This is a genomic window from Ruegeria sp. 6PALISEP08 (assembly GCF_001238295.1).
Taxonomy (GTDB): Bacteria; Pseudomonadota; Alphaproteobacteria; order Rhodobacterales; family Rhodobacteraceae; genus Ruegeria.
On the sequence record NZ_LGXZ01000007.1, the window covers coordinates 222938 to 240629 of the forward strand.

The 17692-nt window shown below is 57.8% G+C and carries 14 protein-coding genes; 5 read left to right on the plus strand and 9 right to left on the minus strand.

What is annotated here, in order from left to right; translation table 11 throughout:
- Nucleotides 1–417: 417 nt before the first annotated feature.
- From ALB80_RS12655 to ALB80_RS12685, 7 genes are all read right to left on the minus strand, one after another.
- A complete protein-coding gene (locus ALB80_RS12655; protein WP_050604435.1) occupies nucleotides 418–1476 on the minus strand; it encodes a 2Fe-2S iron-sulfur cluster-binding protein in 1059 nt (352 codons plus the stop codon).
- 7 nt (nucleotides 1477–1483) lie between these two features.
- A complete protein-coding gene (locus ALB80_RS12660) occupies nucleotides 1484–1969 on the minus strand; it encodes a hypothetical protein (RefSeq protein WP_050604436.1) in 486 nt (161 codons plus the stop codon).
- Between the two features lie 84 nt (nucleotides 1970–2053).
- Nucleotides 2054–3217: an aromatic ring-hydroxylating dioxygenase subunit alpha gene (locus tag ALB80_RS12665; RefSeq protein WP_050604437.1), complete on the minus strand. Its 1164-nt coding sequence runs from the start codon at nucleotides 3215–3217 to the stop codon at nucleotides 2054–2056.
- Between the two features lie 10 nt (nucleotides 3218–3227).
- Complete coding sequence (locus ALB80_RS12670) at nucleotides 3228–3491, minus strand: hypothetical protein (RefSeq protein ID WP_050604438.1); 264 nt, start codon at nucleotides 3489–3491, stop codon at nucleotides 3228–3230.
- On the minus strand, nucleotides 3488–4078 hold the full coding sequence (locus tag ALB80_RS12675) for a TetR/AcrR family transcriptional regulator (protein WP_050604439.1): 591 nt from the start codon (nucleotides 4076–4078) through the stop codon (nucleotides 3488–3490). Before ALB80_RS12675 ends, ALB80_RS12670 begins: the two co-directional genes overlap by 4 nt.
- A gap of 116 nt (nucleotides 4079–4194) precedes the next feature.
- The gene (locus ALB80_RS12680; RefSeq protein ID WP_083445297.1) at nucleotides 4195–5226 is read right to left on the minus strand and encodes a lyase family protein; all 1032 of its coding nucleotides are present in this window, start codon (nucleotides 5224–5226) and stop codon (nucleotides 4195–4197) included.
- Nucleotides 5227–5257: 31 nt separating this feature from the next.
- Entirely contained in the window at nucleotides 5258–6184 is a 927-nt protein-coding gene (locus ALB80_RS12685; protein ID WP_050604441.1) for a LysR family transcriptional regulator, read from the minus strand.
- A gap of 105 nt (nucleotides 6185–6289) precedes the next feature.
- On the opposite strand from ALB80_RS12685, the gene ALB80_RS12690 reads away from it, so the two are divergent.
- The 5 genes from ALB80_RS12690 to ALB80_RS12710 all read left to right on the plus strand — a co-directional run bounded on the left by ALB80_RS12690 (nucleotide 6290) and on the right by ALB80_RS12710 (nucleotide 12806).
- Nucleotides 6290–7666 carry an aminotransferase gene (locus ALB80_RS12690; protein ID WP_050604442.1) on the plus strand — a complete coding sequence of 459 codons (1377 nt, stop codon included), beginning with the start codon at nucleotides 6290–6292 and terminating at the stop codon, nucleotides 7664–7666.
- Nucleotides 7667–7770: 104 nt separating this feature from the next.
- A complete protein-coding gene (locus ALB80_RS12695; protein ID WP_050604443.1) occupies nucleotides 7771–9255 on the plus strand; it encodes an aldehyde dehydrogenase family protein in 1485 nt (494 codons plus the stop codon).
- Nucleotides 9252–10514: a selenocysteine synthase gene (locus ALB80_RS12700; protein ID WP_050604444.1), complete on the plus strand. Its 1263-nt coding sequence runs from the start codon at nucleotides 9252–9254 to the stop codon at nucleotides 10512–10514. Before ALB80_RS12695 ends, ALB80_RS12700 begins: the two co-directional genes overlap by 4 nt.
- On the plus strand, nucleotides 10515–11528 hold the full coding sequence (locus ALB80_RS12705; protein ID WP_050604445.1) for a glutamate cyclase domain-containing protein: 1014 nt from the start codon (nucleotides 10515–10517) through the stop codon (nucleotides 11526–11528).
- An 18-nt stretch (nucleotides 11529–11546) separates the two neighbouring features.
- Nucleotides 11547–12806: an aminotransferase class V-fold PLP-dependent enzyme gene (locus tag ALB80_RS12710; RefSeq protein WP_050604446.1), complete on the plus strand. Its 1260-nt coding sequence runs from the start codon at nucleotides 11547–11549 to the stop codon at nucleotides 12804–12806.
- A 47-nt stretch (nucleotides 12807–12853) separates the two neighbouring features.
- On the opposite strand, the gene ALB80_RS12715 is transcribed toward ALB80_RS12710, so the two are convergent.
- Nucleotides 12854–15268 (minus strand): FAD-dependent oxidoreductase, encoded by a 2415-nt coding sequence (locus ALB80_RS12715; protein ID WP_050604447.1) that lies wholly within the window; start codon nucleotides 15266–15268, stop codon nucleotides 12854–12856.
- A 5-nt stretch (nucleotides 15269–15273) separates the two neighbouring features.
- Nucleotides 15274–17691, minus strand: a complete 2418-nt coding sequence (locus ALB80_RS12720; protein ID WP_050604448.1) for an FAD-dependent oxidoreductase — start codon at nucleotides 17689–17691, stop codon at nucleotides 15274–15276.
- Between the last annotated feature and the right edge of the window lies 1 nt (nucleotide 17692).

Here is a 17692-nt window from a genome sequence, read left to right on the forward strand (position 1 = left end):
CTGATCCCGCGTCTAAAGGGTACGGCCCTTTCGGTTCAAGAAGTTAATCCACTTTGAAAAAACGCGTGAACCGATGGGACTGGAATGACACCGACACTAAAAGCGCTGCAAGACTACAACCGATCCGATACGAATTGGATGTATTGCAATTCCGCAATCCAGACGTTCTGCTCGCGCCCTACGAAAAGTAGCTAAGCGGGACGATACTGACTTTCGTTGCCAGCGCACCAACGGCAGCTATTTACGCATCGCGTCTGTCGCAAAGAGAAAGAGGCAAAACCGGATACAGGCCAATCACTTCGGACAATTTGAAACGGATTCCCCGGTACTTATTCACGTCGACGCCGCACGAACTTACGGCTTTCAAACTAAGTTTTCGTCGAAATTGGTAGCGAACTTATTACTAGAACCGCGCCTCTAATTGTCGAAGCTAATGCTCAGTTTATCTGAGGTAGCGATACTCTGGCAGGTTAATATATCTCCTCGGGTGACATCGCTGTCTTCAAGGGCCATTCGAGCATGCATATGGACCTGACCTTTTGTTAGACGCGCTTTGCAAGCGCCGCATACTCCGGACTGGCAACTGAAAGGTGGTGTTAAGCCCGCCGACAATATTGCATTCAGTAGCGTTTGATCTGCGGCAACAGGAACCTCGTGTGTCGCCCCGCCCAGTTCAACTTGTGCATTAGCTGCGTTACCCGTCACACTGGACGCTGTGACTGCTGTCCCTCCGAAGCTTTCCATGTGAATGCGGTTCGCGGGTACATCCAGCGCCATCAGCGCCTGCTTTACGCCCGCATTCATGGCTCCGGGACCGCAAATCCAGTATTGGACATCTTGCGCTACAGGCGGGGTTTCCGTCACGGCGGCCTTTATAGCTTCGGCATCCACGCGTCCTTTTCGCCACGGGCTGACCCAACTCCACAGCGAAAGTGCGGATAGGACATGGCGCAGTGTGAACTGGTTGGCATGATCTGTTTTCAGCTTGTCCAGTTCTTTGCTAAAGATGATGCTCTCGCTATCAGCGTTGCCATAAATCAGATGGGCCACTGAATGAGGTTCTTCTTTGAGGACCGCGTTGATCATTGCGAAAAGCGGCGTGATGCCACTGCCTGCGCCAAAGAAATAGTGCGTGCGACGATTCACTGGGTCCGGTGTCAGGGAAAACTGACCGAATGGCGGCATGACATCGACCGTATCGCCGGGCTTTAGGTAGTCTCCGATGTGATTTGAAACCAGCCCCTTGGCCACCCGTTTTACCGTGATGCGCAGCGGGGCACCGGGTGGGTTGGAAATAGTGTAACTACGGCGCTGCTCTTTGCCATTCAGATGAAAGCGCAAGGTCACATGCTGCCCGGCTTGCCAGCGAAACGTCTCTGACAGGTTTTCAGGCAAATCAAAGGTCACGCTTGTGGCCTTGCCTTTGATCTCAGGTCGGATTTCAGCAACTTTCAGGGAATAGAAATTGGGGTTCATAGCAGCCTCAGCGATAATCAAGCGTGGTGTCGAGCGCACGGATGGTCATCCGGCCGGCCTGAGAGACGATGAGGAATTCATCCGTCTGATTCAGCGTTCCGGTTGTGCCACCCCAAATGTATTCAACACGGGTCGTGGCGGTGACACGCGTGCCGCCCTCGGTGGTTTCTGAGGCAATTGTGGGCGCATTGCGCCTGGTTTCCCTGTATCCCTGCTTCGCGTCGACCACTGTGGGATCCTGATGCCAATCAGGAAGTGTTTCCCAATCGGCCACTGGATAGGAAAACGTCTCATCTGGCTGACCCAACCCGAATTTGATTGTGACAGTATGCACTGCCTTCGGGTGCCAGTCTTTCCAAGTCGCGGCGATTGCTGCCTCATCTGTTGCATTGAGATAGCGCTCCGCCAGGTCCTCGGGTTCGTCTGACGGACTGGCCAAGACCAGTCCGGTTGCCAGGATCGTACCGATCAAGGTTGCAAAAATGCGTTTCATTTACTTTCCAAATTTGCCGGAGTGGATGGAGGTGTACGAACAGTCAATTGAAGGAGTGATCCGATATTGACCCAAGGCATCTGGCTAAGTTCCGGCCTCTTGTGTCTCAAGGAAGTCCAGGATTGCTTGTTGGTGTCTGACAACGGGGCTTTCTCCGTTGGCGGCTGGGCCGACCTCAAAAAACGGGCTGGTCAAAGACTTTTGCTGTTGCTCACAGGCGTATATGTCCTCGGCTGTGAAATCACCTGACGCCATTGGATCATCTTCGCCGATTGCGTCGCTGTCAGGATATTTCGGGCCGCCGAAATCCTTCCAGAAACTCCAACTGCTCCATTCCTGTTTCTGAAATTCCCACCCTGAGGCATTCGCCAGTTTGGTGCGGTTTTCCACGCGCGTCAGATCAGGACCCAAGGGCGTGATAATGAAGATGTTCCAGCTATCCTCGCCCGCGCCAAGCCCTATACCGGGAAACAGCATTGGCACCCAGGCGCCAATATGGGGTTCCGGTATTGCCCGGGGTGTAGGCAGGTTTTTCTCCAAATCCTTTGCATAATCAGACGCCGGCGGTTCCCAGAAGTGATAATGCGGACCTTTCCAGCCGTATTCCGCCCGTGCATGATCATACATGTGGAGCGTGTTCGAATGAAGATGGCTCAGGTGATAGACGTCGATATAGTTCTCGACCACGATCTTCCAGTTGGCCTTGATCTCATAGCTTTGCCGCGCATCGGGATATTCCACCAACTCTTCCGGTTTGTGTGGTCCCAACAGCGGATCAACCGCACCGAACCACTCAACAAGGCTTGGCGGATTTGGATCAGGATGCACAAAAAGCATACCACGCCAGATATCGACACTGGCGGGTTTCAGGCCGAGGCAGGATTTGTCGACCCCATTGGGATATTCCTTTGCTTCATCGGGAATAGAAATAAGGTTGCCCTCGAGGTCGTATGTCCAGTCATGGTAGGGGCATGTCAGCGCCTTTTGCGTTTTCCCGACAGCCCGGATCAACTGTGTACCACGGTGACGGCAGATGTTATGAAATGCCCGCAGACGGTGATCGCGCCCCATCACGATAAAGATGTTGTTCAGCCCGGCCTGGACCGAAATGAAATGACCGGGTTCCGGCACATCCTCAGCCAACCCGGCATAGCGCCAGGTTCGCGAGAAGATCAGTTGTTGTTCGCGGTCGAACCAATCTTGTGATGTATAGGCGTCAACGGGAAGGCGGTGATACATGCGGGTCATTACAAACCTCTTAAACAAGCCAGATGGCGTAGGTCGGAAACAGGCTGGCCGCGATCATCATCAAGCCGAACACAGCCCAAATGATCGCCACTGCCCAGAAAAGGATCGGGTCCTGATCGCGTGTGATGTCAAAGACCAGCGCGGTCTGGCCTGTCATGATCGATGGCACCAACCACCACAGAAACAGCAGACCCCAAACCCAGTAGAGCCCCAGTACAGCCGCAACCAAAAGAACTGGTAAAGCCGTATAGTTGAAAAGGCGTCGGGTGCTCATACGGTCGTCCCCAAGCTGGCGGCAAGAATCTGTGCCGCCTGTTTCAGCTCCTCGCGCCACGCTTCAGGCGGATTGAGCGGGGTCAGGGAATCCAAGTTCACATATGTAGCGGCAATCCCCTGAGAGACTGCGCGGATCTGTGTGGCAGAGGCATCCGGGGCAGCCCGTTTCAAGACAACTTCGATCACCTCAAAGAACCGTTCCAGGCTGTCGACAAGGGGTTGTCGCATTGACGGGTGATTGGCGACGGATGTGACAAGCGACTGGTAGGCCAGCATTACACGCGGATCATTGGGGACAGATTTATCAAACAGCAGATCGATCAGATCTGCTGTCGTGCCTGTTGGTTCTAACGCGCCCCGAAGGGAGATTGTCGCCTGCGCAAACCTGTCTACAACATGGTTTATTAGGGCCCCGGTCATCTGGTCTTTGTTGCCCAAATAGTGACGCAGGATGGGTCGTTTGACGCCGGCCTCAGTGGCGACTCGCTCTTGGGTTGCCCCCTCCAATCCGAAACGGGACACACAGGTGAGATATGCATCAAGGATCTGTTCTGATCGCTGGTCTTTCAGGCTGGGGCGGGGCATGGTTTTCTCTCGTTTATTGTCACATCTGACAAATAACTACGTAAAGTATATTGTCAATAGTGACAATTAATAAATCCTTGTAAGGACCGGTGCGCCCACAGCCCCGAGAGGTTGTCTCAATGCATTAAGGTTTCAGTGTTTGTTGCCGACTTAGGTAGCTTTCGCCACATTGAATCGGTGTCAATTTCAAGGTTGCCAAACAGTTTTCCCGCCCAATCGACGGCCCCGGATGTCAAAAGAAAAACCTCGGGCACCACAATCCATTCACCAATCCAGACGCCGCCGGAACGCTCGTGCTGGTGCAAAGTCAATTCGCCAATCTGCTCGGCTCGTTGACGGCCCAGTCTTCCGACAGCCTCGCCAAACTCCGACGCCCGTTGGTTCTGCTTATGCGCCATTGCGGATGAGGCGCCGCGGCCGATTTCACGACCTTCAGAGATCTCGGCTATGTCCGTTGAGGATAGCAAATTGACGTTGTGCGAGATTTTACAGATCGTCGCACATAACGTTCCAAGCGCTGTCACAATGTCCGCCATTCCGTCCCTTGCATTTTGCCAGTGTGGATCGACCGCGTTCAGACCCAGAGCCTTGGCGACCGCTTCTTTGACTTGCATACCATCATCATTTTCATACGCTCTCAGATCGCCAACCGGTCCTCCGATCTGAACGTTCAACCCGCGTTGCGCGGCGTCATCAATTGCATTCTGTCGACGCAATAGTTCAGATTTCCAGACTCGTAGTTTGGTGGCGAAGCGCATCGGAACGGCGTGCTGACCGTTGGTGCGCCCCATCATCATTGTGACACCATGATGGTCGATATGCCGATCCAACATGGTGATGAGCCGCTGTACCTTCATATCGATCTCTGTGAGCCCGATCTTCATTTGCATCGCAAGAGCCGTATCCATGATGTCTTGCGTCGTTGCACGGAAGTGAAAGTATTTGGCGTGATCACCAAGCGTGGTGCGCATCTGCTGAATAAGTCCGACGATGGGCCGACCCACGATCAGCATGTCTGCCTGCATTTGATCCTTGTCGAGCAGCTGGGTCGACAAAGCCTCAATCGCACGGGCTGCATCACTAGGAATAAGCCCCGCCTCGGCCTGGCATTGGGCCAACGTCCTCTCACTGTCTGCCTTCGCGTGCATCAATGGGAACAAGTTTGCAATAGATCTGACTTCAATTCATATGAAACCCGCAGCCGGGCAGGTCGCACCATTCCGACAACAGCTTGGCGATTTGTAAAATCGGATCTCCTTCTTCGAGATCCTCCGAGCGCAACACCGCGTGCCAAGGCACGGAAATCCCGTCCTGAGTAACCTGGGCACCAACGATGCGACCTTCTTTCAATGCGGATTGAAGCGCCCAGTTGGACAACACACTTGTGCCCAGATCCGAGGCAACCAGTTCGACAATCGCCTCGGGCAGTTCAACGGTCGCGGCCCATTTCGGGTAGCTGTCCGTGGGGCGAAACAACAGCGCAAATTCCCTGTCTGGTTCGGGGATCTTGGTATAGGTGATGAAAGGCTCGCCCACGATATCAGAACCTTCCACATATGGGCGATCTGCCAGACGATGTGACGGCGGCATGATGTAAAGCAGAGGATCGTCAAACAGTTTGATGCTGCTGAGTCCGGCCTGCGACACCTTGCCTGAGGTAATCGCAATGTCCAGATGCCGGTTCAAAAGCCCGGTCAGCGGATCACTGCGCGCACCAGCCATGATCTGAATATCGATCCCGTCGGTACGTGATTTCATAAATTTGATGAAGGAGGGCAGCCAGCGATAGTTGCTGTAGGCTTCGACCGACAGTCGCACCACATGCTGCACATTGGCATTCATGCGCCGCACGTCCTCTTCCGCGCGGCTCAGATCGGTGAGGATGCGTTCTGCCACGATTGCCATGTAATCCGCCGCCGGTGTCCGACGCAGTTTCTTGTGCATTCGGGTGAACAGGGGCACATCCAGCCGACGTTCGGCCTCGCGCAGGCGATGCGACAGGGCCGATGGTGTGACCCCCAGTTTCTTGGCGGCATCGGTGATCCGACCGGTTTCGTTTATTGCCTGGATCAGTTGCAGATGCCGTAGATCGAGCAGCGGTTTCATGTGTTTTTAGCCTGAATCAAATTCACGAAAACCAAAAAACTTCGAAATTGAAATTCAGTCAATAAAAAGGTGAAGTTCCGGCAGATTTTCATTTGGAGCATCCCCATGAACGTTGACGCCCGACGCGCGATCGAACAGGACAAGGCGCACCACGTCCATCCTCAGTCGAACCTGCGCCAACATGCCCAAGACGGCCCGACGATGATCACGCATGGTAAAGGGGTGTTCATTTACGACAGCGAAGGGCGAGAGATCATCGACGGGTTTTCCGGGCTGGGCTGTGTATCATTGGGCTATCACAACGAACGATTGTCGAATGCCGCCAAGCGACAGATGGATGTGCTGCCTTTTGCACCAACCTTCTACAACCGCTCGCACCCGCGGGTGGCCGAGCTGGGTGAACGTCTGATAGGCATGGCGCCGGGCAAAATGAACCGGGTGATGTTCCAGTGCTCGGGATCCGAGGCAAACGACACTGCAATCAAGTTGCTGTGGTACACCAACACGGCCCGTGGCGAGCCGCAGCGTCGCAAGATCATTGGCCGGGTGCGGGGCTATCACGGCAATACGGTGGCGACGGTGTCCCTGTCGGGGCAACCGCACATGCATGCCAAGTTCGGCCTGCCGCTGCCCGAGTTCAAGCACACCGAGCTGCCGAACTATTACCGTTTCCATATCGACGGCGAGAGTGAAGAAGAGTTTTCGGCCCGGATGGCGGCGAATTTCGAAAAGCTGATCCTGGCGGAAGGCCCGGAAACCGTGGCGGCCTTTTTTGCCGAACCGGCCATTTCGGGTGGCGGGGCGCTGATGCCGCCTGAAGGCTACTGGAGGGAAATGCAGGCGGTACTGCGCAAGTATGACATCAAGTTCCTGGCCGATGAGGTCGTGTGCGGTTTTGGTCGAACCGGCAATATGTGGGGGTCACAGACCTGGGGGCTGGAGCCTGACATGATCTCTTGCGCCAAGGCGCTGTCCGCTGCGTTCTTCCCGATCTCGGCCCTTATGTTCAAGGATGAGATGTATGCCGACATGATAAAGAACTCGGACGAGGTTGGCACCTTTGGCCATGGATATACTTATGCCGGTCACCCGGTTGGCGCTGCCGTCGGTCTAGAGGCACTGGATATTTACGATGAAATCGATCTGGTGGGTCACGTCCGCGCGGTTTCGGCCCGGTTCCTCGAAAAATGCCACTCGATGGCCGATCACCCGCTGGTGGCCGAAGTGCGCGGCGTCGGTCTGTTCTGCGGCTTCGAGCTGATGAAGGATGCAAAATCCCGTGAACCGTTCGATCCCTCTTGGAAAGTGGGTGAGCTTGTGCAGAACTTTGCCCATGATCGGGGTCTGTACCTGCGGGCGATTGGCGATCGGATGAGCTTTATGCCGCCGCTGATCATCAACGAAGATGAGATTGATATTGCCACTGAACGTTTCAAGGGCGCCTTGGATGACGCCTGGGCAGTGGTTCGCGCGAAGATCTGATTGAATTGGGGTCGGGTTCAAGCTTTCATCCGATCCCAACGCCGCTGTTACCCCCCTCAGGCGGCGCGCATTTTTGAAACTGCGGTTCGCCAAGGAGAACAGAGATGACGACATACTTGGAACCGAAACTGCCCGATGTGGGTTTGGCCGGTAGTTATATCAACGGTGCCTGGCATTGGCCCGAAGGGCGGCTGGTGGTCGAAAACCCCTCGCGCCGCAGCCCGATCTGCGAGGTTGGTCGCGGCACGTCAACCGAGGTCGATTTGGCCGTCGCCGCCGCTCGTGCCGCGCTGCCGACGTGGCGCGCCTTGGCGGCTAGTGAGCGTGGCAAACGTCTCACAGAGCTCGGCCGTCGCCTGGAAGAGAACGCCGAAGAAGTGGCTCGCGTATTGGCGGCGGAAAGTGGCAACGCGATCAAGACCCAATCGCGGGGCGAAGCGATGGGGGCTGCCGGGGTTCTTAAGTATTACGGTGGCGTAGCGGTCGAACAAAAAGGGGAAACCCTGCCACTTGGACCGGGTCAATTCAGCTACTCCACCCGAGAACCACATGGTGTTGTGGGTTCGATCATTCCGTGGAACTCGCCCCTCCAGTTGGGCGCTGTAAAAATCTCCATGGCATTGGCAACCGGAAACTGTCTGGTGTTGAAACCGGCTGAAGATGCGCCACTGGCGATTCTGAAATTGGCTGAACTGGCGGATGGACTGTTTCCACCGGGCGTCTTCAATGTTGTGACGGGGCTGGGTGAAGAGGCAGGCGCGGCGCTGGCTTCCCACCCCGATGTAGACAAGGTGTCCTTTACCGGTTCAAGCGAGGTCGGCAAGCTGATTGGCAAGGCCACTTCTGATCGCATTGCCAAGCTGACGCTGGAACTGGGGGGAAAGTCACCGACGATCGTGTTCCCGGACGCCATTTCCGGGGGCCGTCTGGACAGCACCGCGCAGCAGGTGGCTAACGCCATGCGCTTTGCTCGTCAGGGTCAAAGCTGCACCGCCGGATCGCGCCTGTTTGTGCATAAGGACATCTGGGATGAGCTCATGCCCAAAGTGGCCGAAAAATCGGCAGCTTTGAACGTCGGCGATGCACTGGATCCGGATGTGGATATGGGCGCGGTGGTGAACGCGGAACGCTACGGCGAAATACGCGCCTATGTGGCCGAGGCCGAAGCAGAAGGGGCAACCTTCCTGATCGGAGAAACGCCTGTCGAAGACCCCGCAGGGTTCTGCCCCAACCCGACAATCATCACTGGTGTCGACAACGATTGGCGCATTGCTCGGGAAGAGGTGTTCGGCCCTGTCATGGTGGCCATTCCCTTCGAGACGGAAGGAGAAGTCATCGCCATGGCAAATGACACTCATTACGGGTTGGCAGCGTTCCTTTTCACTCATGACGTAAGCCGCATTACGCGCCTGACGCGCGCCATTGATGCGGGTTGGATACAGGTCAATCAGGGCGGTGGTCAGATTCCCGGCATGTCTTATGGCGGCACCAAGCAATCGGGTATGGGCAGCGAATACTCCATCGAAGGCGCATTGGAAGCCTACACCTACCGCAAATGTGTCACCATCAACATTGAGGACGGCGCGTGAGCACGGACCGGTTCGGTAACGCCATCGATCCAAGCGTGGGATACGCCCGCGGCGCGCTGTTGCAAAGTTCAGCCGATGAGGTGCGCAGGTTGGCGCAGGCGGGCCGTGTTGCTGCGGATTTCGTAGCACGCGAAGGTATCGACAAGGTCGCCATTTGCACGGGAAACCTGCGGTTCTATCCAGCAACGCCGGACGATTTGAACCTGTTGTGCGAAGAATGGATCGGTCCGGGCCTGTTTGGTGAAGAACTGCGCCAGGCCGCAATCGTTCATCTGGGTGGGCAGGGGCACGAGGCAGCAGCGGTGGTGAACCGTACAAGTGCCGGGATCGTTGCCACCATACTGGCGCATTCAGCAGGCAGGCCGGTGTTGTCTCTGGTGGCGCACGGCGACCGGAGCCATGCCTCGGTTCTGCGCGGGGCGCGGCTGGCTAATGTGCAGGTGCGCGAAGTGCACGACCTGGACGCGATGCACCAGGCGCTGGCCAAGGACAGCCCGGCGCTGTTCGTAATCACGCCCGTCACCTCGGAACTGTCCATGCTGAGCGATGACCTGATCCGCGATGCAGTGGCGGCGGGGAACAAGGCGGGCTGTGTCACGTTCCTTGATGACGCTTACGGTGCGCGATTCCGTCCGGTGCTGCATGGCGGTGGGGATTCGCTTTCCTTTGGAGCGGATCTGGTGATCACCAATGCCGACAAAGCGGGGCTGTCCGGTCCCCGTGCGGGGGTTTTTTGTGGCGATCCGGCAGTGTTGATCCCAGTGCAGGCCAAGGCCAGCGAATTGGGGATGGAGGCACGCGCGCCCGTTGCGGTTGGTGCAATGCGCAGTCTTCAGGGGTTCGCTCCGGATCTGTTGTTACAGGAAGCGCAAGACGGACAAGACCTGGCTGACGCGCTTGAATCTGCGCTGGGCGTTGGTCGCGTGTCTCGCTCGGCGCTGGGACCCAAGATAGACGAACAGGACGCGATGGACATTGTCCTGGGCATGGCTGACTCAGAAAAGACCGATGTTGTGCCTGCCGAAGTGACGGCTGCCATTGGCATGTTGATGCTGCGGGACAAAGGGATTGTAACCGTCAACACTCATGGACAGCCGGGAGGGCGCGTTTCAATCCGATTGAAGCCAACGTCCGGCGCTGTGGCTCGTGTCGGAGGTGCGATGGCTGTGACCGACACTCTCTTGTCGGCAATGCGCCAGACAGCGAACCACCTGAACGACAAGGCTTGGTTTGCAGCAACGTTGTTTGGAGAAACGTGAATGGCTGACAAGGCTCTGATCACTCGGTTGGACAATCGGCTGGATCAGTTGGTGAATATCGATATGGGCGAACGCGGCGTCGAGCACCTGTTCGAGGCCGCACGCGCGCTTGAAGGTCAGTCGTTGATCGGCGCGGCGGCGGACACGTTGATGGCAGTGCCCGAGGGCGGGACCGTGGTGATAACGACCGGTTCGGTTTCGCGCGCCTGGATCACACCTGATCTGGGCGAAAATGACGGCCCCTCGGGCGCGGCGGCCATTGCGCGGGCGCTGGTACTGGCGCGTAACGTGACCTGCGTCTTGCTGTGCGAAGACACTTTGCTGCCGGCGATCCGCAACACCTGCCAGGCTGCGGGATTGTTTCCTGTGACATTGGAACAAGCATCTATTGCCAAGGCGGACAAAAGCCTCGCCACGATCGTCATGCTGCCCTATGCCACGGATGACGTCGGGGGACAGGCGCAGGCTGAAACCCTGATGGATGAGCTGAACCCCGATCTGTTGTTTTCGACAGAGCGGGTCGGGCGCAACGAATTCGGCGTCTATCATTCGATGCGTGGTATTGACTATGGAATGGGTCGTGCCCGCGTTGATCTACTGTTTGATCTGGCATTGGAGCGTGGCGTTCCTGTTGTCGCCGTTGGCGACGGCGGCAATGAGATCGGCATGGGCAAGGTCGCCGACCACGTGAAGGCGCATGTGCCCTATGGTGACGCTTGCCAATGTGGCTGCGGTGGTGGGATCGGCGCAGTGACCAGTTGTGACGTGCTAGTGACTGCCGCCTGTTCCAACTGGGGCTGCACCGCAATTGCAGCTGCCATGGCCGCCCGGGCAAGCAATGCCAAACTGCTGCACACACCCGACCACGAGGCCTTGCTGCTTGACACCATGGTCGCCAACGGTCTGATCAATTCAACCCACGGAATCGTCGACGACAACGTCGACGGGTTCACCCGTCAAAGCCACATCGCGGTGGCCGAGCTCTGCCGCTCGATCGTAAGCCGTGCGATCTGAACATTTACAGGAAGACCCATGATCCAAGACAACCCCGCCCTTATAGACGCAATCCGCGATCGTTTCGCTCATGTCGACAGCTGCCCGTTTCAAGGCGAACGGATCTTTTTCGAAAATGCCGGTGGCGCGCTGACGCTGAAATCCGTTGCAGAAACTTCGGCCTTTTACGCCGCGATTCCAGACAATCCCGGTCGGATCAACCCGGCGGGGCAGGGCACTCAGAACGTGATCAACAAGGCCAAGCAGGATCTGGCCGTTTTTATGAATGTCACCAGCGGACAGTTCTTTGCCGGGGAAAGCGGGACGGAATTGTTGTTCCGGATGATCCGCACCGCTTGTTTGGCTGCGCCAAACGGGGCCAAGGCGATCGGGTCGTCCATCGAACACCCCGCCACTCGCAGCGCCGCGCGCCGTTGGGCAAAGATCGCGGGTCTGGACTATGTGAACGTGCCCCATGACAATGATACCGGGTTGGTGACCGCCGAGGATTATGCGGGGTTGATGAGCCCGGACGTTGCAGTGGCCACGATCCTTCATGCGTCGCCCGTTACAGGAATGGGCATGGATGTGGCAGCGATTTCAGCCGCCATTCGCGCCGTCGCACCGGAATGCCTGATCATCGTTGATGGCATTCAGCACGCGGCACACGGACAGCTTGATCTTGATAGCTACAATGTCGATGGCTACGCGATCTCTCCGTACAAAGTTTTTTCGCGCCATGGGTATGGAATAGCCTGGATCTCGGACAGGCTGAGCGCGCTGCCGCACGACATGTTGATCGACGCGCCCGCCACCGGTTGGGAGTTTGGAACCCGTGACGCTGGGTCTTACGCAACCGTTTCGGACGTTGTGTCTTATTTCGACTGGCTGGGCGGAGAGGTTTCGGGTGAAGCCGACCCCCGCGCGCGCATCGAGGCTGCGGGCCGTGCCATCCACTCCTATGAGACCCACCTGACCAATACTGCCATCAACGGCACGGGCAATCTGCCGGGCCTGCGGGACATGGATCACGTGACCATCCTGGCAGGGGCCGACAACCCCGCGCGCGAAGGGCTGGTGTCTATTGTGATCAACGGCAAAGCCTCGGAAGATGTGGTTGAGGTTTTGAACCAACAGGGTATCCGCACCCACACGCGCAAAGCGGATCACTATTCGGGCAATGTCCTGACACCGTTGGAGTTGTCCGATTGTATTCGCATCTCGTTTTGTCACTACAACACGGAACAGGAAATCGCGCGCCTTCTTGCCGCAATCAATGAGATGGGCGGGGACGGCTGACAACGCGGTCTTTGTGTTTGGTCAAACCGTCTGAGGATGCGCGGTGGTTACCCGCGCATCTGGGCATTGTCCGGATCGTAAAGCGGTCGCAGGCTGGCCTGTGCCGTTACAGCGCGCCCAGCCACCTTCACCTGATAGTTGCGCGCAGCAAGAGCTTTCATCGTCATGCCTTCGGACCGCGAGACATAGCCCATGCCAATGGCGCCACCGACGCTCCAGCCGTAGCTTGCCGACGTCAACCGCCCGACGATTTGCCCGTCACACAGGATCGGTTCCTTGCCGAAGACCAGAGCATTTGGGTCGTCCAGCCGGAAAGACAACAAGCGGTTCGCAGGGCCGGTCGATTTGTGAGTTTCGATCGCCGCTTTGCCGGTAAACTCGGTTGTGAAATCGCAAGCAAAAGTCAGGCCGCTGTCCACCGGGCTGTCATGTGGGCCGATGTCGTGGCCCCAGTGGCGGAAGCCCTTTTCGATCCGGCAGCTATCTACGGCCATTCCGCCGCACAGGCGTGGCGCATCAGGCGCAGCCATGATCGTTTCAAACACCTGCTGTGCGAATTCGGCAGGGACGTGCAACTCCCAACCCAATTCGCCGACATAGGTAATCCGTTGTGCGCGGACCGGCGCATGACCAACATGCAATGCCTGCCACGAGCCAAATGGGAAGACGACATTTGACAGGTCGGCATCGGTCAGCCCGGCCAGGAAGTTCCGCGCGCGCGGACCCATCAGGGCCAGCGTGGCCTCGGATGACGTGATATTGACCACTGAAACTGCTGTGTCCGCCAGTTGCGTTTTCAGCCAGTATTCGGTTTGCGGTTCAGCCCCGGCAGAAGACATGACCATGTAGCGGGTCGCATTCAGGCGCGCGACGGTCACGTCCGCCTCGATCCCGCCTTGCGGGTTGAACATATGGGTATAGACCAGAGCACCCGGAGCAACGGCCATATTCGCCCCACAAAGCCGCTGCATCGCCGCCTCGGCATCTTGCCCGTCCACGATGAACCGGCCAAAGGTCAGATCGATGCAGCCCAGATCGGTGCGCAGCGCTTGATGTTCGGCCTGCCAGTCGTCGAACCAGGGCTCGCGTCCGAACCCGTCCGTCATCTCACGCCCATAGAAGAGGGGCCGTTCCCAGCCATTGGCGCTGCTGAATTGCGCGCCCGCGTCGCGTAGATGGGTGTAATAAGGCGTCCGGCGCAAGCCCCGCGCCTGTGTTTTGCGCAGATAGGGCCAGTGCATCGCATAGGCGTGACTGAGCGTTTCGGCCGCCTTAGTTGCGGTATAGCTGCGGGCGTTCAGGCCGGGTATAATGCGACGGCTGTCGACATCTGTCAGGTCCATGGTCATGTGGCCAGCCATGATCCATTCAGCCAGCGCTTTGCCCGCGCCTGGCCCGTTCTGGATGCCGGTCGAATTGAAACCGGCAGCAACCCAATACCCTGTCACATCTGTGATTGGACCGAGGTAATGTTTGGCATCTGGTGTGAAGCATTCCGGCCCGTTGAAGAACTTGCGAATGCCGCTTTCCGCCAAGGCCGGAACCCTCTCCATTGCCGCCTCCAAGATGGGATAGAGGTGTTCTTCATCGCAGGGCAGCTCATCAAATTCGAACGCCTCGGGCAGGCCGTCCTTGGGCAGCCACGGGGTCGCGTTGGGCTCGGAACAGCCGATCAGCAGCTTGCCTGCGTCTTCTTTGTAATAGGCGTATTCATCCATTACCCGCAGTACGGGCAGATCACCGGTCACGCCCTCAATCGGGTCAGTCACAACGTAGTAATGGTTTGTGTAGTGCAGCGGGATCTGCACACTGTGGGATATTCCAAACTCACGCGCCCACATGCCGGTGGCATTGACCACATGCTCGGCGCGCACCAGCCCTTCTTCGGTTTCCACACCAACAGCACGGCCACCTTCGATGACGACGCGTTCGACTTTGGTGTCTTCAAAAATCTGCGCGCCGTTCGCCCGCGCGCCTTTGGCCAGCGCCATGGTGGTGTCGATCGGGTTGGTATAGCCGTCACCGGGGAACCAGAACGCCCCCTTGGCGCCTTCGGTCGATAACATAGGCCAGCGCTCCTGCGCCTCGGTCAGGCTGATCTCTTCGGCGCGCAGGCCACAGCCATGGGCATAATCGACCTTGCGGCGCAGTTCCTCCATGCGTGCCTCGGTCAGCGCCACAGTCATCGAGCCATTGCGCTTGAAACCGGTATTCTGCCCGGTCTCATCCTCAAGACGTTCCATCAGGTCGAGGCCGTATTTCGCCAGCGCCGACATGACCGGCACGCCTTGGGTTTCGCTGACCAGACCTGCGGCGTGCCATGTCGTTCCGCTTGTCAGTTTCTTGCGCTCGAACAGGGCGACGGACCAACCTGCTTTGGCGAGGTGATAGGCGGTGGCACAGCCAACGATCCCACCGCCAATGATGGCGACCTGTACGTCGGTCGGAAGGGATTTTGCCATGGTTCTTATCCCCGCAACCGGTCGTTTTCGGGATCGTAGAACGGAACGGTCGCCACAGTCGCTTTCACAGGCACGCCAAGCACTTCGATATCAAACACATCTCCGGGTTTGGCGGGCACAGTCAAATAGCCAAGCGCCACCCTCTTGCCGATGCGGAACCCCGTACCGCCCGAGCTGACGTAACCGACCGGTTTACCATCCCGGCAAATCGGGTCCGAGGACAGCGCATCCGCGCCGTGACCGTCCAGCACAAAGGCGGTGAAATGGTAATCCTTCGGCAGTTCGGCTTGCGCCAGAAACGCCTCGCGCCCGACAAAACTGTCTTTCTTCTTGCTGACGAAACGATCCAGACCCGCATCGAACGCGGTGTATTCGATACCAAAATCCGCGCCCCAGCCGTGATAGCCCTTTTCCAGCCGCATGGCGTTCAGCCCGTAAGAGCCAAATTCGACAATGCCGTGATCCGCGCCTTCATCCATGACGGCGGTGTAGACCCGGACCAGATTGGCGCTGCGCATATGCAGTTCCCAGCCCAATTCACCCACATAAGACACGCGCATGGCAATCACCGGTGCGCCTGCAATGGTGATTTCCCGCACCGACATCCACGGCGCGTTGTCCTTGGACAGATCGTCCTGGGTCAGCGGTTGCAATACGTCACGGGATTTCGGCCCCATGACCATCAAGGCGGCGTCAAAATCAGAGCCGCGCGTCAGGGTCACGCCCTCCTCCGGCAGGTGCTTCGACAGCCAGTCATGGTCGCGCTGATCGGCCAGAGTGGGACCGCAGAGCAGGTATTTGTTCTCATCCAGCCGCGCAATCGTGGCCTCGGACCAGATCTTGCCCTTTGGCGTCAGCATATAGGACAGCTTGACCCGGCCTACGGTCGGCATCACGCCGCAAAAAACATGGTCGAGGAATTCGGTGGCTTTTGGCCCCTCGACCTCGTACCGGGTGAAACCGCCGTGATCCATCACGCCGACACGGTCGCGCACGCCTTCGCATTCAGCTTTGACCGCATCGTGCCAGACTTCGTGATGGAAACTGAGCTGGCCGTCATCCTTAATCTGATCTGTCTGGAACCAGAAGGCCCGTTCCCAACCCGCAATTTGCCCAAACACTGCACCTTTACCCTTAAGCGTATCGTAGAGCGGGGTGGTTTGCACTGGACGACCTGATTTCCACAAACGATGCGGGTAGGGGATTGCGTATTGGTGTTCGTAAAGCTCACTGGACCGTTTGACGGTATAGTCGAACGTCGCCCATTCCTCGCCAAAGCGGCGGGGGTCCCAGAAGGACATATCCCACTCGGTTTCGCCCTCGGTGATCCACTCGGTCAGGGTTTTCGCCGCTGCCGCCGAATGGGTGATGCCCACCGGGAAACAGCAGGCATGGTAGAAGTTCGGCCAACCGAAGGCGGGCCCGCAAAGCGGCGCGCCATCCGGGCTGTAAGGGATGGGGCCGTTCACGAACCGGCTGACCCCGGCCTTACCCAGCAGCGGCACATGTTCCAGCGCGGCCTCAAGGATCTCGGCAATGTCATCGACACTGTCGGGATAGAGCTGGTTGGCGAAGCAATCAGGCATTCCGTCCAGCCAGGCGGGGCGGCCTTCGTGGCCGTAAGAGCCCAGCAGCAGCCCGTTCCGCTCGCGCCGCAGGTAGTACATGATGTCCGGGTCGCGGATGAGGGGGAAATTGTCCGGGTTAGCCTCAAGCTCGGGCAGGCTTTCAGTGACCAGATATTGATGCTCCAGCGTCACCACTGGCAGTTTCTGCCCGACCATCTCGCCAACCTGACGGCCGTAATAGCCCCCAGCGTTGATCACGACATCGCAAACCACGTTGCCCTTGTCAGTTTGCACCAGCCACTCGCCCGAGGCGCGGCGTTGGATGCCGGTGACCTTGGTGAACCGCGCAATCTGTGCACCCCGATCACGCGCGCCCTTTGCCAATGCCTGTGTCAGCTGCGACGGGTCCACGTCACCCTCGTAGGGGTCGAGGATGCCGCCGATGATGCTGTCGCCCGAACTAAAGTAAGGGTGCATGTCATCCATCTCTGACGGGGTCAGCATCGCCATGTCATAGCCCAGCCCTTTGGAAATGCCGACCAGATGCCGGAACAGATCCATCCGTTCCGGTGTATGGGCAGGCCAGAACGCGCCTGTATGGCGATACGTGATCGGATAGTCGACCTCTGTCGCCAGATCCTTATACAGCCGCCAGGCATAGTTGCCCGCGCGCATCCCGCCCCAGCTGTTGGCATATGTCGGGATATTGCCCGCCGCGTGCCAGGTCGATCCGCTGGTCAGTTCGTTCTTTTCGATCAAAAGCGTATCGGTCACACCGGCTTTGGCCAGATGATAAAGGGTCGAGACACCAACCGCGCCGCCCCCGATGATCACAACTTTGGCATGGCTTTTCATG